Genomic DNA, 24,434 nt, shown 5'->3' with positions numbered 1-24,434 from the left:
CCCGGCGCCGTGCAGGCGCCGGGGAGCCGCAGCCGTGCAGCCGTGCAGCCCTCAGTGCCGGGGCTCGCGCTCGGCCGTGCGGCGCTGGGCGCCGGTTCACCCTCGTGCTCCTTGTACCGGTTCAGAAGGGTCGCCCGCCGAACGGGGCGCCGTGCAGGTAATAGGCGGCCAGTTCGTCGTGGTAGTCGACGTTGCCGAGGTGCTTCTCGCGGTGGAACTCCGGAGCGTTCTTGATCTGCTCCTTGGTGCGATCCACGTAGATCTTCTCCTCGTCCACGTCGATGCGCGAGACGGTGCCGGCCGGCAGGAGGACCTCCTTGCCGAAGATCCACACCCCGGTGTCGACCACGATCCAGGCCGAACCGGCCTCGTCCGAGTGCTTGTCGACCTTGCCGATGTTCCCGTCGACCGCCTCGACCTTGAACCCGCTGAGGTCGATGCCCTGCGACCGGCTGTTGGTCTCGCCGTACTGCCAGACGTTCTCGGTCATGAAGGATGGTCCTTTCCGGTGGATGGGGTGTTGCAGCCCTGCCTACTCCCGCGGCTGCCCCGTCCGTCGGATCTGACACAGACGCAACCTGCCGTGCAGGTGGGTGGCCACCCGACGACGCGGTCCGGGACGTCCTGGTCCGCCTCGGTACGATCCCTGCGAACGGGCACTCGGGTGTGGGGAGGGAAGGTTGGGTCGGCAGGAGAGGTACCGGAAGGTACTCCGGCCGCTGCTGGGAGCCGGGATCGAGGTGCTGCCCGACGGAGTTCCCGCTTCGGCGGTTCCGCACGTCCTCGGGTACGAGCGCGAGCGGATCTTCGGTGGCTTCTTCGTCGACTACGACGATCCGCGACTCGTGGAGCGGCTCAACGAGGGCTGGTACGGCCTGGCCACGGCCTCCGGCCTCATCGATGAGAACCGCGAGTTCCTCCTGATGCTGCCCAGGGGCACCTGGACGGCCGCGGTGGACCGCCGGCAGCGCCACAAGGTCCACGTCTGGCACCGGGTCCGGCTGCTGGACCGGTGGGACGTCATGGGTGCCGGCGCGGCCTCGTTCCTCGGCATCCGCGCCGGGCACCCCGGCTTCGCCATGCTGGCCCTGGACAGCAGCGTCTGGCTCCTGGCCGACACGTACGAATCGGGTGTGGGCGTGTACGCGGTGCGCGAGCCCGCCCGTTCCCCGGGGGTCCTGCGCGGTTTGGCATGGCTCGCCGAGGAGGACGTCTACAAGGACCCCGAGTTCCGGCGTGACGTCACCGCCTGGCTGGAGGGGTGGGCGGCCACGAGCCCGTGAGATGCCGGCCGACCACCCGTGCCTGCCCGGCGATGAGGACGCCGCCGCCGTCCGGTGAGCCTTGGCCGAGCTGGTGCCCGTGTGACAGGATCGACAGCGTGATCGAATCTTCTGCACGGAAGGGCGACTTCCGCCCCAGCCCGTGAAGTGGCTGGGCGCGGCCGTGGCCGACGGGACCGCCACGATGCCCGCCCACCCTTCCCGCATCGCGCTCTTCGACGCGGTACGCGCCGACCGCACCGGCCCCGCCGCCATCCGGCTTCTTCGGCTCGCCCGCAGCGGAGAGCCGTTCGTACGGCGCGGGGCCATGGACCTCCTCTGCAGCCTCGCCTGTGAACAGCCCTGGCCCGAGGCCGTCGACGCCGCGCCGACCCGGCTCGACGACCCCGACGAGGAGGTACGGCGCAGGGCCGCCTACCTCGTCGGGCATCGCGGGGAACCCGGCCTTGTCCTCGCCGCCCTCGGCGAACTCACCGACCCCGTGGTGCGTACCGTCCTGGCCAGGGCGCTCGGCCCCGCCGTCGCCCGGCTGAGGACCGACCGCCTCGCAGCGGTCCGCTTCCTCGCCCACCTGGAGACCCTGCGGGCAGCCCCGCCGGTGCGGTGGCCCGCCCTGGACAGGGCGCTCCTCACCGATGCCCGCGAGGCCGCACTGCACCTGGCGGACGTCGGGCCCCTCTGGGGCCGGGTGCTGTACGGGCTGGGGCGCGAGCGGCACTGCGCTGCCCTCGTGGCCCGGCTCCTCGGTGACCCGGCCACCCGGGACATCGGCGCCGGGCTCGCCCGCGAGGCGTGCCACAACTGCGGGCGGCCCCGGTCACACTGCTGCCGCTGCTCATCCGGTGCCACAGCCGGCAAGCGACCCCGGGGCTCGCGGACGCCCTCGGAACGGCCCTGATCTCCCGGACGGCACGGCAGGCGCACGGGGCCCTCATCGCCGGGCTGCCGTTCACGCCTCCCCCGAAAACCCGCCGGCACCCGTTCGGAGATCCGCCGGCGTACGACAGCGCGTCCGCCGCCGCCCTCCTCGCCGCCAAGCCCGTGGGCGTCGCCCGCCTCGGGCACGCCACCGCGATCTTCAGCGCCCTGCTGGACGCTGGGCCCCTGACCTTCCGGCAGGCGGCCCAGCTCTACAACCTCACCTTCAGCCGGCCCGGCCGGGCACAGGCGCGATGCGCCCCGCTGTGGCTGCGCCACGCCGGACCCTCCGCGCTCCCCCGGCTGCTCGACCTGATGACACCCCACCTGGCGGACTACGCGGTCGGCGAGTTCTACCTGGAGGGTCTCGCCCGCATGGGACGAGCCGCGCTCCCCGCACTGCCCGCCGTGACGGCGCTCATCGACCGACGCACCCGCATCCCCGTCAACGACTCCACACCCGACGCCGAGATGGAACTGGACGAACGCCTCCTGTCCGCCGCGCTCCACACCCGCCACGCGATCCTCACCCCCGCCGCTCCGCCCCGCCGTGACAGCTCTGATGGGTGAGCCGGTCTGCCGAGCGCGCCTCGTGCGGTTCGCACCGGGTGGCGGGCGGGTGCCGCTCGGCCCGTCTGCTGGGGGCCGGCGGCTTCGGCGAGGTGACCTGCTTCACCGCCACATCCACACCGTGCACCGAGTCGCGGCGGTCGTCGTCCCGCCGACGGGCCCGGGGGCCGCTGTGTGGTCAGTGGCCGCCGGGGGCTTGGCCGGGCCGGGTCTGCGGGGAGGCGTGGACGCGGCTGCGGGCAGTGCCTGCGGCGGGACGACGGAGCGGTGCCGTGTCGGTGGCCCGCAGACGGAACCCTGGGGGTACCCGCCTACGGTCGCCGGAGGCGATGATCGCCGACCTGGCGAGACGTACCACCGTCACCACCGCGTGTGTCCCCGATCGCCGCACCCAAACCCCGCCCGTGGCAGAGGCTGCCCGGCCCCGGCCCGCTGAACGGCTGTTGTGCCAAGCCGGAAACAACCGAGGTGGTGTCCGGCCGTCAATGGTCAGCCGTCCCCGAGTGCCAACTTGACGCCGAAGCCGACGAGTACCGTGCCGGTGATCGCGTCGATGACCCGCTGCACCGAGCTGCGGTTCAGCCACCGGCGGACGAGCTGGGTGCCGAATATCAGCGCGCTGAACCAAACCAACCCCTCAAGATCATGTACGGCCGCCAGGACGACGCCCATCTGCAGATGCGGGGTGCCGCTGGGGATGAACTGGGGCAGCATCGCCATGTAGAAGACACCGTTCTTCGGGTTCAGCAGGCTGGTGCCCAACCCGCGCGCCCAGGACCGTGCCCAGGTCGCCTCCGCGGTCCTGGCTCCCGCTCCGCCCGCCGCATCCCCCGACACCGGCTGGCCGCGCTCCTTGAGCGTCCGGCGGAGCATACCGATCCCCCACCACGCCAGGTACCCGGCACCGGCAACGCGCAGGGCGTCGTACAGCAGATGGGGTGTCGTGAGCACCGCCGAGGCACCGACCGCAGCGGCCACGCCCCAGACGAGCACGCCGCAGAGGATCCCCAGCGCCGTCGCGAAGGCTCGGCACCTGCCCAGAGTGATGGCGGAGCGTAGCACCAGAGCGGTGTCCAGTCCCGGCATGATGGTCAGCATGCCTGCCACGACGGCGAAGGAGGCGACGGCAGAGGAAACGGTCATGCGGCCATCCTGAAGGCCCGTCCACGATCACGTCCAACGCGGTCTGCTTCACTGCCCATCAGCAGGACTGATGGTGCTGCTCTCCCGGCGTTTCGCCCCGGGAGCCGACCGTATCCCAGGCGCTCCCCCTGACCGGGCAGCGGTGCAGCCGCCCGCTCCCGTAGGGACCTGCGACGGTTCCTGGACGAAGCCCTCGTCTGCGGACGCTGGTGCGGGAGGCTGTGCGGGACGCGGCCGCGCCCGGACCAACGCCTCCTGCGCGGCGGACGATCGGCGACGGCGTGCGCAGGGCCCGGCGCGCCGGCGGCCCGTTGCAACCGGCTGCTGGACATTCCACGTCCCATGCACATGACCGCCGCCCCGTACCGGCCCGCACCGGACTTACCGTCATGGCCGCATTGCGATGGCTCCCTACCAGGCGGCGCCGAGTGTCGCGGCCGCCAGGTCGAGCACCACACCGCATGCCTGGCTCACCTGCCCGACGCCGAACGCCTCGCCTACCTCGCAGGCCTGCGTCCCGGCGCCGATGTCGATCACCGTGGCACCCACTTCACCGAAGAGCTGGTGAGCGCCTTGCTCGCCGCGCTCACGGACCCCTCCACGCGTAAGCCGCGGATCGGGCAGGCCCGTTTCGAAGAGGCGGTGTTCGGGGGCGGAGTGTGTTTCGACCTGGTGGAGATCGACGGTGACGTCGTGTTCGACGGGGCCGAGATCTCCGGTGACGTCTCGTTCGACCGGGCGGAGGTCGGCAGTCGCGTCCTCTTCCGTCAGGTGAAGATCGGGGGTGATGCCCGCTTCGATCGGATGAGGGTGGAGCTCACCGCGGAACAGCGGCGCGAGGTCATCACGCTCCCGCCGACCATCGGCGAACTCACCTCGGTGAAGCTGGTGCGTATCCCGCCTGAGATCGGCGCGATGAAGAGCCTTGAGGAGTTCACTGCGACCGGCGCATTCAGGGTCGGGACCTCCGCCAGGTCTGGATCTCGCTCTGTACGTCGGGGGCCGACGTCCTGCCCTTGCTGGTCAACGCCTGTTCGGCGGCCTGTATCGATGCGCTGCCCGTACCGGCCGAAGGCTACGTCCAGAGGCCACACACCGGCGGGCCAAGCGTGAGCCAGCCGCCAGCAGGCCGATGGATCAACAACTCCCGTCAAGTTATGGGAACTTGAGTCACTCGCCAGTAACATCCGACCGGCCAGTAGCACGCCGCCCGAGAAGCCAGCCTCGAAAGGTTCTCCTGCATGCGCCGGACCTCCCGCGTCGCCCCCGTCGCCCTCGCCGTGGCGGCCCTCCTGCTCGGCGTCCTCCCCGCGCAGGCCCAGGCCGACCCCGACCGCGCCCCCGACCGTGTCACGGTCGGTGACCGTACCTTCATCGCCGACGGCCAAGGCCGCGCGCTCCAGTGGCGCGGCTTCAACCTCGCCGACAAGAGCGGCCGGGGCGCCGACGCGTTCGCCGACATCCACGAGGGCGACCTCAAGGACATGGCTGCCCGGGGCTTCAACCTCGCGCGCCTCGCGTTCTTCTGGGACGACCTCGAACCCACCCCCGGGCACTACGACCGCGGCTACCTCACCAAGATGCGTCGCATCCTCGACTGGGCCGACCGCTACCACGTCAAGGTCATCCTCGACGCCCACCAGGACGTGTACGGCCCCCACTTCGGCTCCCGCGGCGTTCCCGACTGGGCCACCCGCGACGAGGGGTTGCCGTTCTCGCCGATACCCGACGACTGGTTCTCCGAGTACTTCGAGCCGTCCGTACAGGCCGCCTTCGACCACCTGTACAAGGACGCCGATCTCCGCGCCGCGCACGCCCGCATGTGGATGACGGTCGCCTCCGCCCTGGGCAGGCACCCGGCGCTGCTCGGCTACGACCTGATGAACGAGCCGTTCGCGAAGTTCCTGGAAGGCGAAGACCTCCCCGCCGCGGCGGGCCGCTTCGAGGCCACCGAGCTCACCGAACTGTGGAACCGCCTCGCCCGGGCGATCCGCCTGGTCGACCGCAAGTCGTGGGTGTTCGTCGAACCGACCGTGATCGTCGGTCTCGGCGTCCCGACCCGGATGGGCCGCATCGACGACCCGCACGCCGGCTACGCGCCGCACTTCTACGAGACCGCGATGGAAACCGGCGCCGACTACGACCCGAACGGCACCTTCATCCCCGCCTACGAGGCCGCGATCAGCGACTACCCGGCCCGTAACCGCATGCCGGTGATCGTCGGGGAGTGGGGCGGCAACCCCTACGTTCCGCACGCGAGCCAGTTCGTCACGGACATCACGGCCTCCCTGGACCGCTTCTCCAGTGGCTGGACGTGGTGGCAGTGGTGCCGGGGCGGCGGCTACTGCTTCCTCGACCAGACGGGCGCCGCGAAGCCCAACGCCCGGCTGCTCGTCCAGCCGTACGCGCGGGCCGTCGCGGGCGACCCGCTCAGGTTCGCGTGCGACCCCGCCACACGCAGCTACGCGCTCACCTTCCGCACCCGCGACAACGCCGAGGGACCCACCCAGATCACCGTGCCGCAGGACACGTATCCGAACGGCTACCGCGTCGACGTCCGAGGCGGCAAGGCCAGTTGGGAGGGCCACGGTCAGACCGTCACCGTGAGCACCCACGGCGGAGCCGGGGCCACTTACGAGGTGACGATCAGCCCGAGGTAGTCCCGTTGCGGCACGAAGGGCGCCCGGCGCGGCCGGAGTTCCGGCCGCGCAAGCGGGCCGGCGCCGACTCGATCCCGTGCCGGTGGGGACGTCGGGGGGAGGCCACCCCGGGGTTCCCTCCTCGGTCGGCACTCATGGGAAATATCGAGCGTTGTCCGAGTTCCGGACTGCTCAGGAGCCGTCTTGCACATACCCAGATACGTCACCGCCGTCTGTGCCGCCGCCGCGGCGACGGTCTTGGCCACCTCCACGTCCGCGGCAGCGGAGACCGGCCCGGCGCAGGACAATTTCCTTTCCGCCATGGGTTATTCCATCCTCCGCCTCGACATCGACCCGCCGGGCGCCAACGTCTGGGACTGCCGTCCCAGCGCCGCCCACCCGCGTCCGGTCGTCCTGGTCCACGGGACCTACGAGAACCGCTACAGCAACTGGGCCGGGACGTCCACCGAGTTGAAGGCCCAGGGCTACTGCGTCTACGCCCTCGACTTCGGCGACACCGACGACGCCGGCGTGGCCTTCATCTCGTCAAGGGTGTTTGGGCGGCGTCAGGTCGCTCTCACTGATGGTGTACGCCAGCGGGGGGTAGATGAAGTCCGTCTCGTTGTTCTCACGGCGTCGCAGTTTGTAAAATTCGCTGCTCTCTTCCTCGTCGGCCAACGTCAGGCGCACGCCCTGCGGGAGGTATGCCTGTCCGTCGCTAAAACGAATGAGGGTCTTTGACGTTCGAAAGGTCACACCCAGCCATTGGTTATCCGACGCTTGGACGGGGCCATCCCATACGATTTTATGCTTGAGTCGCCGGTTCGTATCGACAGAAAACGCGACGACGCTGTTGTGGGTGAGGGCGATCTCGACGTTCTCGCCACCTGTCGCCTTTGATTCGAAGACCAGCTTCCTCGATGGGCTCGCTTCGGGGTGCCGGTAGCAGGAGAAGACCGCTATAAACGATTCGTCGGCCAGGTCGAGGGCCTGGTCGGAATGGCTGCCCATCTTTTTGTACGCGTTCGTGTAGTTCTCGATGAGGGCGTTGTTGAAGCCGACCGGAAGCGCCGCACGTTCTTGAACCTGTTGCGCCAGCCGTTCATGCACTGCGCGGAATCGCTGCGTCGGGGTGCCGTATCGAGTGGTGGTCCGCACGAGGGGCACACGACCGGCCTCGTCGATCCTGGTGAGGGTGGCGCCGCGTCGGCCTTTTCCTACGTCTTCCCAACGAGCCGACAGGGACAGCTCCGCGAAGAGATTCTCCTCGGTCGGCAAAGTGCACGAGATGATCTCATCCGAGATCCTAGACTCGGGGGGCATCGTAGTCTCCCGTGTTCATACTGAAGAGAAAATCGTCGCCGTAATCGATGAAGGACGAAGTCCTGTTCTCCTCGGCGTACAGCCTGCGCAGCTCGTCCATGCCGGCGGGCGTGGGTGGCCCCAGCTTCACCAGATCACCGGCCATCTTCAGGAACGTGCTGCCGTTCTTGTGAACGGCTTCGGCGCTGGAACAGCGCACCACGTATCCCAGGCGGGTGGGGAGCAGCTCGGCGTCCAACGTCGAGGGGCGGATTTCGTGCGTGTACAGGCGGTTGGTGGACAGCGGCATGAAGAAAACGGAGCCGGGATAGAGCGTCAGGGTGAACTGCGCGGGGAGCGTGGACCCGTCGCGTTCTTCGGTCGGCTCCTTGAGGCGGAAGTGGAGCTTGGTCAGCGCGCTGGCGCCCTTCACCCCATAGTCGAAGGTGTCTTCGGCCAGGGGCTGCAGCTTGTCGAGCTGATCATAGAAGGTGCAGAAGGCCATGATGCCATTGACGGGCATGTCCTTGGTCTTGTCGGCATGGGACGAGATCTTGGCCTTGGACTGCTTGCGCTCGGTAGTGGCAGGGGTGTTGTGGTAGATCTGGGCGAGGACGTGGTTGAGCGGCGTGTGGTTCCTGAAAACGCTGGCGGCCTCGTGATTCAGAGCCTCGACGATGCGCGTGTCAGTCGCGCGAAAGCCCTCGGTCGGCCCTGAGAGATTCGTGGAGCACCGGAGCAGGCGGAAATGCAGTTCGTCACCGTCTCGTGTGACGGGCGTCAGGTAGATTCCGCTGCGGTGGGCTGTCCCAGGCTTGGTCGACTCCGTCAGGGACTGGAAGGCGTGCTCCGCACGGATCCGTCCGAAGTGATCGGCGCCGAGTCCGAAAAACCGGCGGTAATACACGCCGACGCCGTGTACGCGGATGGGAACTCGGCCGGCGTCGATGACGGTCCAAGAAGGATTGTCGATGTCCTCGTCGTAGCCCTGTGACAGCTCCTGGATCACGAATACCCGGGCGGCTGCCTGCAGTTGGCGGCCGCTGATCTCCGTGACATCGCCACTCAGGTAGACGGTCTTCTGGCCGAGGTCGGGCGAGCCGGCAGCAAGCTCCTCTGGCGTGATGATGGTCCCGAAGAAGTCCCTGATCAAGTCATTGTCCTGCAACGTCGAAGGCGCAACCAAGATGTTGCCCGCATCCTCGACGGAGGCTTCTGTCAGCTCTTTCGTGCACATCAACCGGTACCTGTAATTCGTGGATCCTGGTGGAATTCTCGAAAGCCTGATGCTCTCACGGGGATTGACCACGGGCAACGGGGTTCTGCTGTAGGGGCGGTGGCCGTTCCACGACCGTTACCGGCTCACCTCACCGCCCGGACCGCCGAAGGCCTCGGCCAGTACCCTGGCCGTCCGGGCCACCAGCGCGTCGTCCGCGTCTGCGTCCCTCGCGGGCTTGGTCGTCAGAACCGCCAGGACCAGCGGCGCCCCGTGCGGACGCCACGCGATGCCGACGTCGTCGTTCGTGCCGTGGAAACCACCGCCGGTCTTGTCGCCGAGCTGCCACTCGCCGGGCAGGCCCTCCCGGAAACGCTTACTGCTCGTCGTGTTCGCGCACAGCCATTCGGTGAGCAGATGGCGGTCCGGGCGGTCGAGCGCGTTTCCCAAGGCCAGCCGGGCGTACGTGCGCGCGATGGCCCGCGGGGTGGTGGTGTCGGTGACCCGGTCCGGTTCGGCGCTGTTCAGCTCGGGCTCCCACCGGTCCAGACGCGTCACCCCGTCGCCGAGGGAGCGGGCGAAGCGGGTGGCGGCGGACGGGCCGCCGAGTTCGCGCAGCAGCAGGTTGGCCGCGGTGTTGTCGCTTTAGGTGATGCCCACCCGGCACAGCTCGCCGATCGTCAGACCGTTCGCGAGGTTCTCCGGCCGCTTGGTCCACTCGGAATAGCCGGACCGGACGATGTCCGCCTGGGTGTAGTGGATGCGGCGGGCGAGGACCGAGCCGTCGTGATCGAGATCGCGCAGGACCGCCGCCGCGACAAGGGTCTTGAACAGCGAACACATGGGGAAGAGTTCGTCCGCCCGGTGAGTGACGGCCCGTCCGGTGCCCGTGTCGAGGGCGTACACGCCGAGCCGCGCGCCGTGTTCACGCTCAAGCTCGGCGAGGGCCTGGGTGACCCCAGCCGGCGCAGCGGGTCCAGCCGAGGAGGCGGGGGCGGCTACGGTCAGCACGGCGCCGGCCCCGGTCCCGGCCCCGGCCCCCAGGGCGGCCAGCACGGTACGGCGAGCGGGATGCACGGGCATCGACCTCTTTCGTCGGGAAACCTTGTCGATCATGACGCACGGCAAACGGATCCGACGGTTCCATCCCGGATCCGCACGATTCGCATGCAGAAATGTTCACCGGGTTCTCCGGTCCCGTGCTCGAGACGGAGTTGGCGGACCGGGAGTATCCCCGGCGGCAGGTCACCCGTGGTGAGCACGACTGGGTGATGGCCTGGACGTCGGAGGAGACGTTCCATATCGCGTGTGGGCCCAGCAACCTGACCGAGGCGCTCACGCTGTTCCGTGCCTGGGCCGTCGAAGGCGCCGCGTAAGGGGTATCGAGCGGGCCGAACTCGTCGAAGGCGCCTTTCCTGCTCCTTCGCTTGGGCTCCTGCTGCCCTGAGAACGGGCCTTGACCCTCACGTGACGTCAGGCTGCATAGTCGACGCCGTGGAAGATCACTGGACCGTGGGACGCGTGGCCGAGCTGGCCGACGTGAGCGTCCGCACACTGCATCACTATGACGGGATCGGGCTCGTGCGTCCGTCGGCGCGGACCCCGGCCGGGTACCGGGCGTACTCGGCGGGCGACGTGGAGCGGCTGCGGGAGGTGCTGGCCTACCGGCGGCTGGGCTTCGGTCTGAGCGAGGTTGCGGAACTGGTCGGCGACTCGTCCACCGACGCGGTCGCGCACCTGCGCCGGCTGCGCGGTCTGCTGCTGGAGCGGCGCGATCGCGCGGACGCCATGGTGGCGGCCATCGACAGGGAACTCGAGGCACGGGCGAAGGGACTGATGGTGACACCGGAGGAGCAACTGGAGATGCTCGGTGCACGGCTGTACGACGCGATCGGCGGCGCGTACCCCGCGACCCGGCGTACCGACCCGCGGATCGCCGCGCAGATCTGGGACGCGCTCGGCGACGCGCAGACGGTGCTGAACGTCGGGGCCGGCACCGGCTCCTACGAGCCTGCGGATCGCGACGTGACCGCGGTGGAGCCGTCGGCGGTCATGCGGGGGCAGCGGCCTGCCGGCTCGGCGCCGTGCGTGGCCGCCGCCGCGGAGAGCCTGCCGTTCGAGGACCACTCCTTCGACGTCGCGATGGCCGTCTCCACCGTTCACCATTGGGGGGACCCGATAGCGGGGCTGCGCGAGATGCGACGCGTGGCCCGCCGCGTGGTGGTGCTCACCTTCGACACCGATGAGCCCGGATGGCAGGACCGGTTCTGGCTCACACGCGACTACCTGCCCGAGTTCGCCGACGTCCTCGCCGGCTTCCCCTCGCTGGCCGGGATGGCCGATGCGATCGGTGCCCGCGCCGAGCCGGTGCCCATCCCGTGGGACTGCGTCGACGGCCTGTTCGAGGCGTACTGGCGCCGACCGGGGGCGTATCTGGAGGATCACGTGCGCCGTGCGATGTCGGTGTGGACGAGGGTCGGGCCGGAGGCCGAGCAGCGGGCGGTGCGCAGCCTCGGCGACGACCTCCGCTCCGGCCGGTGGGACGAACGCAACAGCGACCTCGCTCACCTCGACGCGGCAGATCTCGGCCTCCGCCTGCTCATCGCTTGATGTCCGGCACCTCCTTCAGCTGGGCTACGGCGTGGGTGGTGCGGGTGGACAGCGTGGCGTGCAGGGCAGCTCGGGACCTGTCGGGCCCACATAAGGGGCCGCTGCGGCGCTCGCCGCGGCGGGCTCCGGGGTCACGGTGGTCCTGCGGGACGGCAGGGACGTCAGGCAGGCAGGCCTGGGTCGGTTCCGCGAGGTCCAGGGGAACCGCCCGGCACCGTGGGGCCGGACCCGCGCCGTTGGGTGTTCCCCCATACGCTGCTGCGGTGACCATAGAGCTGACCACTCTGACGACGGTGGCCTTCCGCGGCCAGGAGATCACCGCGCCCCGGCTGCGGGGGCTGCTCGCCCTGCTCGCCGGGGAGTTGCACGTCGGATGCAGTACCCGGCGGCTGATCGACGGGCTGTGGCCGGACGAGCAGCCGGCGAATCCGGTCAAGGCACTACAGGTCCTCGTCTCGCGGGCGCGTACGCGGCTCGGGCCCCCGGTCATCGCCAGTACGGCCGACGGGTACCGGCTCGCCCTCGGGGAGGAACAGGTCGACGCCTCGGCCGCTTTGCGGCACGCGGCCGCGTGTGCGGAGCGGCTGCGCGCCGCCGACCACGCGGGGGCCCTCGCCGCGGCCGAAGCGGGGCTCGGGCTGTGGGGTACGCCGGCCGGCACGGGCGCGGGCCCGGTCGTGGGCGGTGGCGCCGTACTCGGTGATCCGCTCTCCGAACTCAGGGCCGCACGGCTTCCGGTGTACCGTTCGCTGCTCCGGGCGCGGGCGCTGTGCCTGGCGCGGACCGGTCGGCGGACCGAGGCGGTGGCGCTGCTGACCGAGCTCGTACGGGAGTTCCCGCGGGACGAGGAGCTGCTGCTGGAGCTGGTGCGCTCTCAGGCGGCCACCACCGGCGCGTCCGCCGCACTGGCCACGTACGACCGCTACCGCCGTGCCCTGCGTGAAGAACTGGGGACGGATCCGGGTCCGGCCCTGCGCGATCTGCACCGGGAACTGCTGCGCGGCGACGCACCGGTGGTGCGCCGGGGCGTACCGCACGAGCCCAACGAACTGCTCGGCCGCGCGGGGGACATCGCCGCCGTCACGCGACTGCTGCACACCTCCCGCGTCACCACGATCGTGGGACCCGGTGGTCTCGGCAAGACCCGGCTCGCCGCCGCCGTCGCCCGGGACGCGGCGCAACGCACGGTCCACCTGGTCGCCCTCGCCGGTGTCACCGGCGACGCGGACGTGGCGGGCGAGGTCGCCTCCGCCGTCGGCGGCGCCGAGGCCCGTCGGCTGTCCTCGGGCGGCTTCGGCTCCTCACCCGACGTGCTGACCGCCATCGTCGGAGCCCTCGGTCCCGGACCGGCGCTGCTGGTCCTCGACAACTGCGAGCACGTGCTCGACGGGGCCGCCGAACTCGTCCGCGGGCTGGTCGCCATCAGCCGTGACCTGCGGATCCTCGCCACCAGCCGGGCGCCGCTCGGCCTGTCCTCCGAATCGGTCTACCCGCTGCCCGAGCTCGACCAGGCCACAACGGTCCGGCTGTTCGAGCAGCGGGCCCGCGCCGCGCGTCCCGGCGCGGAGCTCCCCGCCGGCCAGGTCGCCGACCTCTGCCGCCGTCTGGACGGGCTGCCGCTCGCCGTGGAGCTGGCGGCCGCGCGGGTACGGGTCATGTCGGTCGCGGACGTGCACCGGCGGCTGGAGGACCGGTTCGCGCTGCTCCGGGGCGGGGCCCGGGACGCACCCCGCCGGCACCACACCCTGCACGCCGTCGTCGACTGGAGCTGGAACCTCCTAGAACCGGCGGGGCGGACGGCGCTGCGCGCCCTGTCCGTCTTCCCCGGCGGGTTCACCGCGGACGCGGCCGCACACCTGCTCGGTGACGACGTGCCGGAGGCCGTGGACGTCCTGGAGGACCTCGTCGGCCAGTCGCTGCTCCGGGTGGTCGACACCGGCACCGGCACCCGCTTCCGGATGCTGGAGACCATAAGGGAGTTCGGTGCCGTCCAGCGTGAGCGGGCCGGGGAGGCCGAGCGGGTCACCGGCCGTTTCCTCGCCTGGGCACGGGACTTCGGGCTCTCCCGGCACGACGCGCCCTTCGGCCCGGACCCGTACGCGGCGTGGCAGCGGATCAAGGCCGAGCAGGACAACCTCGTCGGAGCACTGCGGCTGGGCCTCGCCCGCCAGGACGCACCGGCCGTCGCGGCGGCCGGTGCCGTGCTGTGCGGCCTGTGGGCCACGGAGGCGGACTACGCCCGGCTGATCCCCCTCGCGGCGGAAATCGGCGGCCTGCTCTCGCACTACCGCCCGGATCCGGCGTTCGTCGAGGCGACCCGCACCGCGGCCGTGCTGCTGACCGTCAGCCTGCTGGTCGGGGGATCCGCCGCACCGGCGCGCCTCCTCGTCCTCCTGCGCAGGCTTCCGCCGGCGCCGGCGGACACCCTCGTCAGGGCGCTCGCGACCGTCCTGCGCGCGGCCCCCGAGGTCTTCGGGACCGACCACACGCTGCTGGACGCGTTCCGCGCCAGCCGCGAGCCGCTGCTCGCCGCGGTCGCCGAAGGACTGGCCGGCTACCTGTGGGAGAGCGAGCACGAACCGGAGCGGGCCATGGCGGCCGCCCGGCGGACGCTCGCCGCGACCGAGGACCACCACGTTCCGTGGCTCCGGGTGATGGCCCTGAGCCGGCTGAGCGAGCTGTGCCTGCACGCGGAGCGCGGCGAGGAGGCACTGCGCCACCTGCACGGGGCCATGGGGATCCTCGACCGCCTCGGTGAGTGGCCGGACGTGATGGGCCTGCGCTGGGGCATGGTGCTGGGGAACCTCCAGACCGGGGACGTGGACGAGGCGGAGCGCTGGCTGGAGTCGGCCCTGCGCGGTCGGCCCGAGGACGCGGAAGCGGAGCTGACGCCCGAACCGGGGGCGCGTGCGGAGATCGCGCTCGTACGGGGCGAAACGGAGAGGGGGCTGACGCTCTGGCGTCGGGCCGCGGCCCGCCTGGAACGGTCCGGCGAACCGGTCTTCGGCCTCGAAGTCGACCTGGAACCCTGGGTCCTGGAGGTCCAGGCGGCCACCGTGGCCGCCCATGCCCAGTACGGACGCCTCGACCTGGTCGAGGAGCTCGCCGCCCTCCTCACGGACCGCGCGACGGCTCGGCTGGAGCGAGGAGCCCCGGCGGATCTCCCGGTCTGCGGCGCGCTGCTGCTCGCGCTCGGCACGGCCGACCTCCACCGGGGCGGCGCGGAGGGGGACGCGGCCGTGGTCCGCAGGGGCGTACGGCTGCTCGCGCTGACGGAGTTCCTCCAGTGCCTGCGGACGTTCCAGCCGACCATGTCCTCCGCCCGCGCCCGGGAGGCGGCCCGGCGTGCCGGCGGGGCGGCGTACGAGGACGTGGTGTCCGCGTACGCCGCTCTGAGCCGGGACGAACTGCGCCGTGCGGCCCTGGACTTGCTGCGGGAGCGGGAGCGGAAGGCGGGCGGCTGCGGGGCGGGGCCGGTCGGCTGCGCGGAGTGATCGGCTGCGCGGAGTGATCGGCCGGCCCGCCCCCCGGGTCAGAGCCGTACCGGAAGCCGCAGCAGGTGGAAGCCGTCCCCGGGCCAGTGGCCGAACTCCAGGTCCTCCCGCGCGACGGCCAGTTGCGGAACCGCCCGCCGGACGAGCAGCAGGTCGAAGACCACCCCGGTCACCAGGCTGCCGAGCGCGGCGCCGATGCAGTAGTGCGCGCCGTGCCCGAAGGCGAGGTGGACCTTGCCCCGCTCGGCCTCCCTGGTGATGTCGAGCCGTCCGGGTGTCCCGCCGTACACGGCCGGGTCGTGGTTCGCCGCCAGCAGTGCCACGCTCACGGCCTCGCCCTTGCGGAGCTCGGTGCCGGCGAAGGCGAAGTCCTCGGTGGCGTACATCGAGGCACCGATCCGCAGGAGCGTGACGTGGCGCAGGAGTTCGGGCACGGCCCGGTCGAGGAGCTCCGGTTCGGCGCGGAGCCGGGCCAGTTGGTCGGGGTGGTCGAGCAGGGCGAGTACCGCGTGGGCGAGGAAGAGGGCGGGCGGCGTGATCCCGGTGTTGATGAGCAGGAACACCATGGCGACGATCTCGTCCTCGGTGAGAGCGTCCGCGCCGCCCTCGCGGGCACCTTCGAGCAGAGCGGTGATCAGGTCGTCGGCGGGGCTGGTCTTCCGCCTCGCGATCAGCGACTTGACGTATTCGACGATGCCGGCGAGGCCGTCGCTCATCCTGCTGCCGTCGCCGTACGCGAAATCCCGGATCCACTCGCACACCCGGTCCCGGTCCGCCTCCTCGACGCCGACCAGCTCACAGATGACGGAGGTGGCCAGGGGGTAGGCGAACTCGTTCAGCAGGTCGGCCTCCTCCTGGCCGGCCAGCTCGCCGACCAGCCGCGCGACGGTCTCCTCGACGAAGGCCCGCAGGGAGGCGATGCGCCGGGCGGTGAAGGCACGGGTGAGGGGAGCCCGGCGGCGGGCGTGCTCCTCGCCGTCGAAGAAGGCCAGGTGCCCGGACACGTACCGCACGTACTCGGACGGGAGCCCGCCCAGCGGCTCCAGCAACTCCTCCTGCGCGTCGGGCCCGTCCACCCCGCCCGGCACCTCGCTGCGGTCCCTGATCAGCCGGGGCTCGGTGAGCGCGGCCTTGACGTCCTCGTAGCGCGTGACGAGCCGCACGGGCGTCCGGAGCCCGGGGAGCACGACGAGGGGCAGCCCCTCCCCGTCGCGCAGGCCTGCGTAACCGGCCTCGGGGTCCTGGAGCCGGCCGGGGGTCAGGTGATGGATGTGCTCGCTCATGACGGTCCTCTCGCAACGGTGGGAGCCGGCTGGGCGCGACCGCGGTCAGTTCCTCCGGCCGTGCCCAGCCCTGCCCCGGACCTTGCGGCCACCGGGCTTCAAAACGGTTCCACACCGGTTTCAACGCGGGCCCGTGGCACCCGTCGTCCGCCTCAGGGTTCCCGTCGGCGACCTTCCGCGCATCCGTGTGCTGATCTTGTTCCGAGTGGGGTTCGGATCGTCCGGGCCGGGACACGCCCACAGCCGGAGGCGGCTCCTCCTGTCACCCTGCGGGGGCGATCCGCCAGGTGCCCTGCCGTACGTCGAGCGCCGCCGTCAGGTCAGCCCGTCCGGGGAACGCGACGTTCAGCCGCCACGGTTCCGGCAGGGCAGCCAGCCTGATCGTCACGAGGTCCTCGGTGGCCGTGTCCAGGGTTCCGATCCAGTGGGGCGCCAGGGCCACGAGCTGCTCGGGCAGCCACGGCCCGGGCTCGGGAACGCGCGAGGAGGGGCGGTCGGTGAGTGCGGTGAGGGCGGAGCCGGCCAACAGGGTCAGCAGACGGGCCAGGACCGCGGCCGGCAGGGCGGAGTCTCGGGTTTCCAGCAGCACGTAGCAGTCGTCGTGGCCGGAGAACCAGAGGCGGGAGGTGTCTGGGAGGCGGCCCAGGAGCGGCGCGTCGGTGCCGTTCGTGCCGACCACGAGGGCGATGTCGTCGAGCTGTTCCGGGGCCGCGCCGGCGGGCAGGTCGACCAGCGTCAGCTCGTACGGGTACCAGGAGCCGTCGAGGAGCCGCGGCAGCTGGTCGCGGTCCATCACCAGGATCTCCTCCGCGAGTCCGTGCGTGCCGGACGTCCAGGATCCGAGGGGGTGGACGCCGCACGGCACTCCGAGCTCGGCCGCGATCAGCGTGGGCCGCAGCGGCTGCCAGTCCTCGTCCAGGAAGGAGTTGCTCTCCAGCGACACCACCGCTACCGAGCCGTTCGCCGCGGCCGCGAGCAGGTCCGCCAATTCGCCCGCCTGCGCCGCGCCGGCGGTCACCACCCACGTCCCCTCGGCCTCGCGGACGCTGAAACTCAACGGGAACGGCAGACGCTCCACACCCACACAGTTCACGCTGAACGCGCCCTGCCGCCCGACCTCGATCATTGCCCCACCCCGAGAACCCACCGGCGACACCACAGCGGCGCGCGCGCCCATCATCGCCGTTTCGCGAAACGCACCTCTCACTGCCCCTTCATGACCGCGGCGGGGCCGGCGGGGGCGACGATTGGACAAGTGATCGGGCTCAGGATGACGCGTCGACATCGCGACCGTTCAAGGGGCAAAACCGGTCACATGGTGCTGTTCCTGCACTCGGTCCGCATCGTCCTGTTACCGACACCGGAGAGGCGTCACCATGAGCTTCGGCGACCCGAACAACCCGTACGGCCAGCAGCCCCCGCAGGCCGCGCCCGCCGAAGCGCGACCACACGGCCGGGGACCGGCAGACGGCTTCGACCGCGTCACACCGCCCGGCGTTTCCTCAGCTCGGCGAGCCATTCGCCTACCTGCTCGTCATCGTGCAGGCAGCTGCCGCTCTCGTCCGCAGGAAGATCGATGCCGTGGAGGAGACTCAGGGCCCACCAGGAAACCTCGTCCCAATCGAGCCCGTCGTCGGTCACCCAGCGACCGGCCCAGCGGTCGACCTCGTCCCGGGTCAACCGGCCTTCGAGAATCGCAACGAAGCGGTCTTCGATCTCATGAAGAGTGGGCTGGTGGCTGGCGTCCATGCCCTGACCGTACAGGCGGGGTAAACGTCGGCTGATGCGGCACTAGCGAAGTCGCCGGACGGATCAGCGGGCGTTGGTCAGGGTGACGCCCAGGAGGTCGTCGAGCTGGGAGACCGTCTGCGCGGGCTCCAGCGCGTGCACGCCCGCGAAGCCGAGCTTCTCGGCCGCCCGGACGTACTCCTCGGTGTCGTCGACGAACACGCACGCGTCGGCCGGCAGGTCGATGAGCTTCAGCATGACCTCGAAGAGTTCCGGGTCGGGCTTGCGCATGCCGTGGCATTCGGAGATGACCACACCGTGGTAGAGGGTTTCGAGCTCGTAGCCTTCGTAGAGGTTCCAGGGAGCCAGTCCCACCGAGTTGGACAGGATGCCGACCTTGATCCCGGCCCGCTTCGCCGCGGCGGCCGCATCGATCATGGTCTGCTCGGGTCGCAGGTCGGCGAAGATCCGGCCCATCAGGTTGTCCGGGGAGACTCCGAGTTTGGGGGCGGCGGCCTCGTTCCATTCGCTCTGGGTGATCGCACCGCGCTCCAGCTCGTGGGTGAGCCGAACGCCCTCGGCGTCCATGTACAGGGCCTTGATGCACGCCCCCTGCGCCAGTCCTTCGCGCTGCTCGAAGGCCAGCACGGCCGGGAGCAGCGGCGTGGTGAGCACCCCGCCGAAGTCGAGGACGAGGCCGGTGCGGTGAGACATGAGGAACTCCAGCAGCAGTGTGAGGATCGGGGCGTGGGCGGGGTGGCTGGCAGGCACGCCCACAGGCTGGGCCTGCCCGGGCCGTGGGCGTCGATGGCGCGTGCGGTGGCGGTAAGGCACGTTCCTGCCACTGCTGTGGCAGTTTGGCTGGAGATCCGTGGTTCGGCTGCCACCACCGTGGCAGGATCGGTGGCGTAGGGGCCGCCGCGGCCCCCTCCCGGTGGTGCCGGGAGGCGTTGACCTCGGGAGAGCAGCCGGTGACAGAAGCCTCCCCCGCGCCCGCTCCTCACCTGGCCGCGGCCATCGAACGGGTCGTCCGGCTGGGCGCGAAGCTGGGTCGGAGTCGCGGCGAGGTGCTGGATCCGGAGGCTCTGCACCGTGCCTGCGGGGTTCCCCTCGACGTCGTGCGGGAGCTCCTGCGGGGGCGGGCGGCCGGTGAGCCGGACATCCACGAGCGCTTCCGTCAGCGGCTGGACCTGCTGCACGAGACGTACCGCAAGGAGAACGGACGGAAGTTCTCGCACGGGGAGATCGCCCGGGAGAGCGGTGTCTCCCGGCAGCAGGTGCAGGCGCTGCTCGGCGGGGACCGCCGGCCGACGATGGACCACTGCGCCAGGCTGGAGAGGTTCTTCGAGCGGCCCGCCGGGTTCCTCCAGTCGGAGGACGCCGACGCGCTGTACTGCGCCCTGGCCGTCGTCGAGAGGACGCTGCTCCAGGAACACCAGGAGTACAGCGAGCGCGGCGTCCTGGCGGTGGCGCCGGCCGGAACCGGAGCCGGGCTGCCGAGTCTCTACGAGCGGCACGGCGTCGACGGCATCGCGCTGCGCGCCGCTCTGCTGCCCGACCAGGAGCGCACCAAACTGCTCGAATGGCTCGACCATTACATGGACGAGGTTGCGGCCGAACAGGATCGATCCGGCTCGGCCGGCGAACCGTTCTGAGGAGCGGGACGGGACGTTGCGCGGGTCGGGCCTGTGGGAGCCGCCGCAGCGGGCGCCGCGGCCCTTCGCGGAACAGCCGAACAGCGGCACAGCGGAACAGCGGCACAGGGGTATGGGGGAGTCACGTGTTCAAACAGCGGGAGATACGGCGGTCCGTCAGCGCCATGGTGGACGGTCTCAGCCATCTGAGGTCCCCGGTTCCGGCCGAGGTGATCTGCCGCGCGCTCTGTGAGGCCATGGGGCGGCGCCGAGGCCGGAAGATCGAGTTCCGCGCCACCTCCTTCCCTCCGGGCACCGCCAGCGGTCTCGCGCTGGACCTCGGGAACCAGGACCTCGTCATCGTGGAACAGCGGACCGTGGCCGAGCACCAGGTCGTCATCACCGGGCACGAGCTGCGCCACCTGGAGCTCGGGCACTGCCACCGGCATGTGGCCGAGGGTTCGGTGGCCGCCCGGCTCCTGCACCACGACGCCGACTTACGGCAGGTTGTCGCCTCGGCCCTGGCCGTCGCCGGCCGGCAGAGCCCCGTACTGCTGGAACAGGACGGGAGCGCCGCCCGCAGGCACCAGGCCGAGGAGCGGGCCGCGGAGCGTTACGGGCTGGAACTGGCGCACGCCATACGCCACCTCCTGACGCCCGCGGGCGCCCGCACGCTCGACCGGGACACGCGCTCCGGCCGGATCGAAGCCGCGCTCGGCAACCACGGGATACGAGGCTGAGCCGACGGTGCCCGATCCGACTGTTCTCCTCCCCACCGCGCTGGGCGGCGTGGCCGCCCTGCTCCGGCTCCCCGGACTGCTGAGGAACCCGCGCGATCCCCTTCTCCGTGCGGTCATGGCGATGCTCGTGACCGGCGTGGGGGTCTTCTTCTTCACCTCCGTCCCGATGGTCGCGAAGATCAACGCGCTCACGGGCGTGCCCAACGCCGCGGCCCCCTTCGGCTACGTATGGGTCATGGTCAACGCGGCGTCGGGCATCGCGCTGCTCATCAACTGGCGGGGCGGTTCCCCCGAGGGCATCCGGCGCGCCACCCGGTGGTGCACCGGTACCTACGGGGCCCTCAGCATCGCCCTGGTCGTCCTGTTCGCGCTGGGTGAGGCGCCCGTCGAGCGGCTGCGGGACCTGGACACCTACTACGCGGGCACCCCGTACCTCCGCGAGATGATCGTGCTCTACCTGGTCGGCCACACCGCGGCGTCGGTCGTGATGGCCTCCTTGTGCCTGCGCTGGATGCGGCACGTCGAGGGAGAGCTCCGGGCGGGTCTGGCCCTGATGGTGACGGGATATCTCCTCGCCATCTGCTTCGGCCTCCTCAAGTTCACCGCAGTGGGCGCGCGGTGGGCCGGTACGGACTGGGACGTCCTGAGCACCGAGGTGGCGCGGGCCCTCATCTCGGCGGCCGCCCCCTTCATCACCTTCGGCATGGTGTTCCCGATCGTCGTCGGGCGCTTCAGGGGACGCTGGCGGGACTGGATCCGGTACCGGCGGCTGGGCCCGCTGTCGCGGCTGGTGGGCGGGCTGGCACCGGCGTCCGCCGCGGCCGGTGTGCCGCTGCTCGCGTCGGTGGGCGTACGGCGTCTGCAGCGCGAGTCGGTGATCCACGACGGGCTCCTCGCCCTCAACCCCTATTTCGACCTCGGTCTGCGGGCGCGCACGCTGGCCGAGGCGGTCGCCGGCGGCGCCACCGCCGACCACGCGGCGGCCGACGCGGACGCGGCCATGGTCGTCGCCGCGGTGGAGACGATGCGCGCCGACCCCGAACGGCGGGTGATCGCCTCGTCGCGGACCCTTCAGGAACCGGCGGCGGGCGCGGAACGCGACCTCGTCCGCATCTCGCAGGCTCTCGGGCACACCTCGAAGAGGGCTGCCGCCGACGGGCCGGGAACCGAAGGGGCGGCCCGTTGAACAGCGTCTACTACTACATCCCCGCTCTGCTCCTGCTCGTCTCCTTCGCGCTGCGGGTGCCGGAACTCGTACGGCACTGGCGTGATCCGCTGGTCCGTTCGGTGGGCGTGGTCATTCCGCTGGGTGCCGTGGTCTTCTTCTTCGCCGCGCCGCCGACGGTGTCCGAGGTCAACGCGCTCACGGGCGTCGCCAACTTCTCGGCTCCGCTGGTCTATGCCGTGGTCACCGCGGGGAGCGCCGCCGTCATCAACCTGATGCTGACGTGGCAGGGCGGGCCGGAGGAACGGCGCCGCGTGGCGACCCTGTGGTGCACCGGTGCCTACGGGGCGGTCATCGTGGTGCTGTTCGCCCTGTTCTTTCTGGGAGACGCCCCCGACGAACGCCTCCGGGACTTCGACACGTACTACTCCACCACGCCGTACCTCCGCGAGATGATCGTCCTCTACCTGGTGGCCCACGCGGTGGCGACGGCCGTACTGTCCGTCCTGTGCTGGCGCTGGGCGCGGGAGGTCGTCGGCCTGCTGCGGGCCGGGCTGGTCCTCATCGTGGCCGGAGGGGTCCTGGGCCTCGGGTACACCGCGGGCAAGCTCCTCGCGGTCGGCGCACGCTGGACCGACCACGACTGGGACGACGTCAGTACGACGGTGGCTCCGTCCCTGGCCGCCGTCGGCGCGCTGCTCCAGTGCCTCGGGTTCGCCCTCCCCGCCGTCGGCCAGGGCCTGAGGGAGCGGTGGCGGCGGCGGGAGCAGTACCGCCGGCTCGGTCCGCTGTGGCAGGTCATGCGCGCGGTGATCCCGTACGAGGTCGTGCGCATTCCGCCGTGGGCCTCGCTGAGCAGACGCCACCTGCGGCGGACGTGCGACATCCGGGACGGCCTCCGGTTCCTCACCCCGTACCTCGAACCCGGCGCGGGCGGGGGCGAGCCGGCGCTCACGACGGGCCCGGGTGCGTTGAAGCCGGAAGCGGTGGTACCCGCGGCACTGGTCATCGCCGCGTTCGATTCCCTGCGCGGCCACGCCGGTGAGGGCGGTGGCGACGCCGGGAGCCTGATCGACAGCGACGACGGACTCGTGCGCCTGTCCGAGGCGGTACGGGCCATGACGCCTCGCGCGGGTTTCGCCGCGGGCGGCCGCGACCGGGACGAGCACGATCTGGCGACGGCTGCCCGGAACGCGGTGTGGTGATCTCAGGGGCGGTTCAGCCCCCACGTCTGCAGGACGTACGGGCGTCCCTTCTCCTCCCCCGTGATCAGCGGCACGTCGAGCAGCCTGAAGCCCGCCTTGCCGGCCACGGCGACACTGGCGGCGTTCTCGGCCTCCAGCTCCAGGATCACCTGCTCCGCACCCCACTGCTCGAACGCGTACGCCGCCATCACCCGCACCGCCCGCGCCGCCAGCCCCTGGCCCCGGTGGGCGGGACCGACCGCGTAGCCGATCTCCGTGCCCTCGGGGGCGCGCCGCAGCATGATCTCGCCGAGCGGGGCGCCGCCGTCGACGGTGATGGCGAGCAGGATGGTCGTGCCCTCCTTGCGCAGCTGCCGGTCCCGGTCCAGCCGTGCGCGGGCGGCCGCTTCGTCGAAGGGCGAGACGATAGGCGTCCAGTAGGCGATGTCGGGGTGGTCGAACAGCTCGGGCATCGCGGCCAGGTCCCCCTCCGTCCAGTCACGGAGGACGAGTCCCTCCCCCGACAGCTCGATCCGCTCGGGCAAGGGCGACGTGGCGCTGCTCATGGTGTGGACCTCCCTGGTCTGTTCATGACGAGGCAAGATAACCGGGGCCGGTCCCGGCGCACGCATGTTTTTCCTGTGAGCGCACTCCCTCGCGCTCAGCGGCCGAGTGCGGTGCGCAGGGTGATCCCGTGGTGCGTGCGCAGGCGCCGTACCTCCCAGACCGAGAGGCCGGTCACCGACAGCGGGCCGCCGAGCATGAACGTGTACAGCACCTCCGGGGGTGCGGCGACGTCGGGGCCGTTGAACAACTGGAACGCGAAGAGCGACCAGACCAGCAGGGGCGAGAGCAGCGCCGGGAGCAACTGGTGCACGTCCGCGGTGCGGAAGCAGGAGAAGACGCAGGCGTAGGCGATGGCGATCGTGTAGGGGACCGAGGCGATCAGGACGACGATCGCGAGGAGCCATCCGATCACCAGGACCAGGAAGGCGAGGACGGAGGAGATGATTCCGGCGCCGGTGATCGCGGAGAAGAAGCCCTTCAGATCTCCGCCTTCGATCAGCTCGCCCTTGAGGGTCGTGAAGGACAGCCACATCAGGGCGGGACCCAGGGCCAGTGCGAAGATCGATCCGATCGGCCCCAGCAGGCGTCTGGCGAAGGTACGGCGGCGGTCCGGGGTACCGGCGATGAGGAAGGCCGTGATGCCGAGGATGCTGCCGGCCACCAGAATGCCGCAGGAGATGCCCAGTTCGGCGAGCTTGCCGAGGATGAACTCCTGTCCGCCCTCGCTCAGGGGGTAGGCCACGACCAGCCAGACGGCCGCGGCCATGCCGAGTATGGTGCGCCAGCGCTGCATCCGGGTGATGAGCTTGTCTTCGGGACGTTCGGCGGTGGTGGGTTCGGCGAAGCCCATCGCCGCGCGGAAGAATTCGCCGACGATGGGAAGTCCCGGTTCTTCCCGCAGCGTGCCGGTGTCGCTCACTTGTCGTCCCCCGAGGTGCGTGTGCTCTGTGTGCTCCGT

General features: G+C 71.0%; 22 protein-coding genes and 1 pseudogene. 12 read left to right on the top strand and 11 right to left on the bottom strand.

Annotated elements, in window-relative coordinates; translation table 11 throughout:
• Positions 1 to 121 precede the first annotated feature (121 nt).
• Entirely contained in the window at positions 122 to 490 is a 369-nt protein-coding gene (locus tag AB0F18_RS08205) for a PRC-barrel domain-containing protein (protein ID WP_362056233.1), read from the bottom strand.
• Between the two features lie 190 nt (positions 491 to 680).
• Here AB0F18_RS08205 and AB0F18_RS08200 point away from each other — a divergent pair, with 190 nt between their 5' ends.
• From AB0F18_RS08200 to AB0F18_RS08190, 3 genes are all read left to right on the top strand, one after another.
• On the top strand, positions 681 to 1,283 hold the full coding sequence (locus AB0F18_RS08200) for a hypothetical protein (RefSeq protein WP_362056231.1): 603 nt from the start codon (positions 681 to 683) through the stop codon (positions 1,281 to 1,283).
• 142 nt (positions 1,284 to 1,425) lie between these two features.
• Positions 1,426 to 2,181, top strand: coding sequence for a HEAT repeat domain-containing protein (locus AB0F18_RS08195; RefSeq protein ID WP_362056230.1), 756 nt, complete (start codon positions 1,426 to 1,428; stop codon positions 2,179 to 2,181).
• Positions 2,076 to 2,771: a hypothetical protein gene (locus AB0F18_RS08190; protein WP_362056228.1), complete on the top strand. Its 696-nt coding sequence runs from the start codon at positions 2,076 to 2,078 to the stop codon at positions 2,769 to 2,771. Before AB0F18_RS08195 ends, AB0F18_RS08190 begins: the two co-directional genes overlap by 106 nt.
• A 489-nt stretch (positions 2,772 to 3,260) precedes the next feature.
• Here AB0F18_RS08190 and AB0F18_RS08185 read toward each other — a convergent pair whose 3' ends face one another.
• Entirely contained in the window at positions 3,261 to 3,914 is a 654-nt protein-coding gene (locus AB0F18_RS08185) for a LysE family translocator (protein WP_362056227.1), read from the bottom strand.
• 342 nt (positions 3,915 to 4,256) lie between these two features.
• Between AB0F18_RS08185 and AB0F18_RS08180 the strand changes: the two genes are divergently transcribed.
• Positions 4,257 to 5,027, top strand: coding sequence for a pentapeptide repeat-containing protein (locus tag AB0F18_RS08180; protein ID WP_362056226.1), 771 nt, complete (start codon positions 4,257 to 4,259; stop codon positions 5,025 to 5,027).
• A gap of 128 nt (positions 5,028 to 5,155) precedes the next feature.
• Positions 5,156 to 6,574, top strand: a complete 1,419-nt coding sequence (locus AB0F18_RS08175; protein WP_362056224.1) for a cellulase family glycosylhydrolase — start codon at positions 5,156 to 5,158, stop codon at positions 6,572 to 6,574.
• 525 nt (positions 6,575 to 7,099) lie between these two features.
• On the opposite strand, the gene AB0F18_RS08170 is transcribed toward AB0F18_RS08175, so the two are convergent.
• The 3 genes and pseudogenes from AB0F18_RS08170 to bla form a co-directional block, all read right to left on the bottom strand.
• A complete protein-coding gene (locus AB0F18_RS08170) occupies positions 7,100 to 7,876 on the bottom strand; it encodes a hypothetical protein (protein WP_362056222.1) in 777 nt (258 codons plus the stop codon).
• Positions 7,860 to 9,092 (bottom strand): hypothetical protein, encoded by a 1,233-nt coding sequence (locus tag AB0F18_RS08165; protein ID WP_362056220.1) that lies wholly within the window; start codon positions 9,090 to 9,092, stop codon positions 7,860 to 7,862. Before AB0F18_RS08165 ends, AB0F18_RS08170 begins: the two co-directional genes overlap by 17 nt.
• A 117-nt stretch (positions 9,093 to 9,209) precedes the next feature.
• Positions 9,210 to 10,154 (bottom strand): annotated as a pseudogene (gene bla, locus AB0F18_RS08160) (class A beta-lactamase).
• Positions 10,155 to 10,246: 92 nt separating this feature from the next.
• Here bla and AB0F18_RS08155 point away from each other — a divergent pair.
• From AB0F18_RS08155 to AB0F18_RS08145, 3 genes are all read left to right on the top strand, one after another.
• Positions 10,247 to 10,447 carry an Imm53 family immunity protein gene (locus AB0F18_RS08155; protein WP_362056218.1) on the top strand — a complete coding sequence of 67 codons (201 nt, stop codon included), beginning with the start codon at positions 10,247 to 10,249 and terminating at the stop codon, positions 10,445 to 10,447.
• 136 nt (positions 10,448 to 10,583) lie between these two features.
• Positions 10,584 to 11,681 (top strand): MerR family transcriptional regulator, encoded by a 1,098-nt coding sequence (locus AB0F18_RS08150; RefSeq protein WP_362056241.1) that lies wholly within the window; start codon positions 10,584 to 10,586, stop codon positions 11,679 to 11,681.
• Positions 11,682 to 11,944: 263 nt separating this feature from the next.
• Positions 11,945 to 15,175, top strand: coding sequence for a BTAD domain-containing putative transcriptional regulator (locus tag AB0F18_RS08145; RefSeq protein ID WP_362056216.1), 3,231 nt, complete (start codon positions 11,945 to 11,947; stop codon positions 15,173 to 15,175).
• 38 nt (positions 15,176 to 15,213) lie between these two features.
• On the opposite strand, the gene AB0F18_RS08140 is transcribed toward AB0F18_RS08145, so the two are convergent.
• From AB0F18_RS08140 to AB0F18_RS08125, 4 genes are all read right to left on the bottom strand, one after another.
• Positions 15,214 to 16,458, bottom strand: coding sequence for a cytochrome P450 (locus AB0F18_RS08140; RefSeq protein ID WP_362056214.1), 1,245 nt, complete (start codon positions 16,456 to 16,458; stop codon positions 15,214 to 15,216).
• A gap of 262 nt (positions 16,459 to 16,720) precedes the next feature.
• Positions 16,721 to 17,584, bottom strand: coding sequence for a hypothetical protein (locus AB0F18_RS08135; protein ID WP_362056212.1), 864 nt, complete (start codon positions 17,582 to 17,584; stop codon positions 16,721 to 16,723).
• 356 nt (positions 17,585 to 17,940) lie between these two features.
• Positions 17,941 to 18,207 (bottom strand): hypothetical protein, encoded by a 267-nt coding sequence (locus tag AB0F18_RS08130; protein WP_362056210.1) that lies wholly within the window; start codon positions 18,205 to 18,207, stop codon positions 17,941 to 17,943.
• 63 nt (positions 18,208 to 18,270) lie between these two features.
• Positions 18,271 to 18,900, bottom strand: coding sequence for an HAD-IA family hydrolase (locus tag AB0F18_RS08125; protein WP_362056239.1), 630 nt, complete (start codon positions 18,898 to 18,900; stop codon positions 18,271 to 18,273).
• A gap of 257 nt (positions 18,901 to 19,157) precedes the next feature.
• Here AB0F18_RS08125 and AB0F18_RS08120 point away from each other — a divergent pair, with 257 nt between their 5' ends.
• The 4 genes from AB0F18_RS08120 to AB0F18_RS08105 all read left to right on the top strand — a co-directional run bounded on the left by AB0F18_RS08120 (position 19,158) and on the right by AB0F18_RS08105 (position 22,930).
• Positions 19,158 to 19,841 carry a helix-turn-helix transcriptional regulator gene (locus AB0F18_RS08120; RefSeq protein WP_362056208.1) on the top strand — a complete coding sequence of 228 codons (684 nt, stop codon included), beginning with the start codon at positions 19,158 to 19,160 and terminating at the stop codon, positions 19,839 to 19,841.
• A 125-nt stretch (positions 19,842 to 19,966) separates the two neighbouring features.
• Positions 19,967 to 20,560 carry a toxin-antitoxin system, toxin component gene (locus AB0F18_RS08115; protein ID WP_362056206.1) on the top strand — a complete coding sequence of 198 codons (594 nt, stop codon included), beginning with the start codon at positions 19,967 to 19,969 and terminating at the stop codon, positions 20,558 to 20,560.
• Between the two features lie 7 nt (positions 20,561 to 20,567).
• Positions 20,568 to 21,746, top strand: a complete 1,179-nt coding sequence (locus AB0F18_RS08110) for an MAB_1171c family putative transporter (protein ID WP_362056205.1) — start codon at positions 20,568 to 20,570, stop codon at positions 21,744 to 21,746.
• The gene (locus AB0F18_RS08105; protein WP_362056203.1) at positions 21,743 to 22,930 is read left to right on the top strand and encodes an MAB_1171c family putative transporter; all 1,188 of its coding nucleotides are present in this window, start codon (positions 21,743 to 21,745) and stop codon (positions 22,928 to 22,930) included. The genes AB0F18_RS08110 and AB0F18_RS08105 overlap by 4 nt, the downstream gene beginning before the upstream one ends.
• 2 nt (positions 22,931 to 22,932) lie before the next feature.
• Here the strand turns inward: AB0F18_RS08105 and AB0F18_RS08100 are convergent, their stop codons facing one another.
• Both AB0F18_RS08100 and AB0F18_RS08095 read right to left on the bottom strand, forming a co-directional pair.
• Entirely contained in the window at positions 22,933 to 23,475 is a 543-nt protein-coding gene (locus AB0F18_RS08100; RefSeq protein ID WP_362056201.1) for a GNAT family N-acetyltransferase, read from the bottom strand.
• A 95-nt stretch (positions 23,476 to 23,570) separates the two neighbouring features.
• A complete protein-coding gene (locus tag AB0F18_RS08095) occupies positions 23,571 to 24,395 on the bottom strand; it encodes a hypothetical protein (protein ID WP_362056199.1) in 825 nt (274 codons plus the stop codon).
• Between the last annotated feature and the right edge of the window lie 39 nt (positions 24,396 to 24,434).

It is taken from the genome of Streptomyces sp. NPDC029216 (assembly GCF_040648015.1).
GTDB lineage: Bacteria > Actinomycetota > Actinomycetes > Streptomycetales > Streptomycetaceae > Streptomyces.
This window is presented reverse-complemented; position numbering and strand designations above follow the sequence as displayed.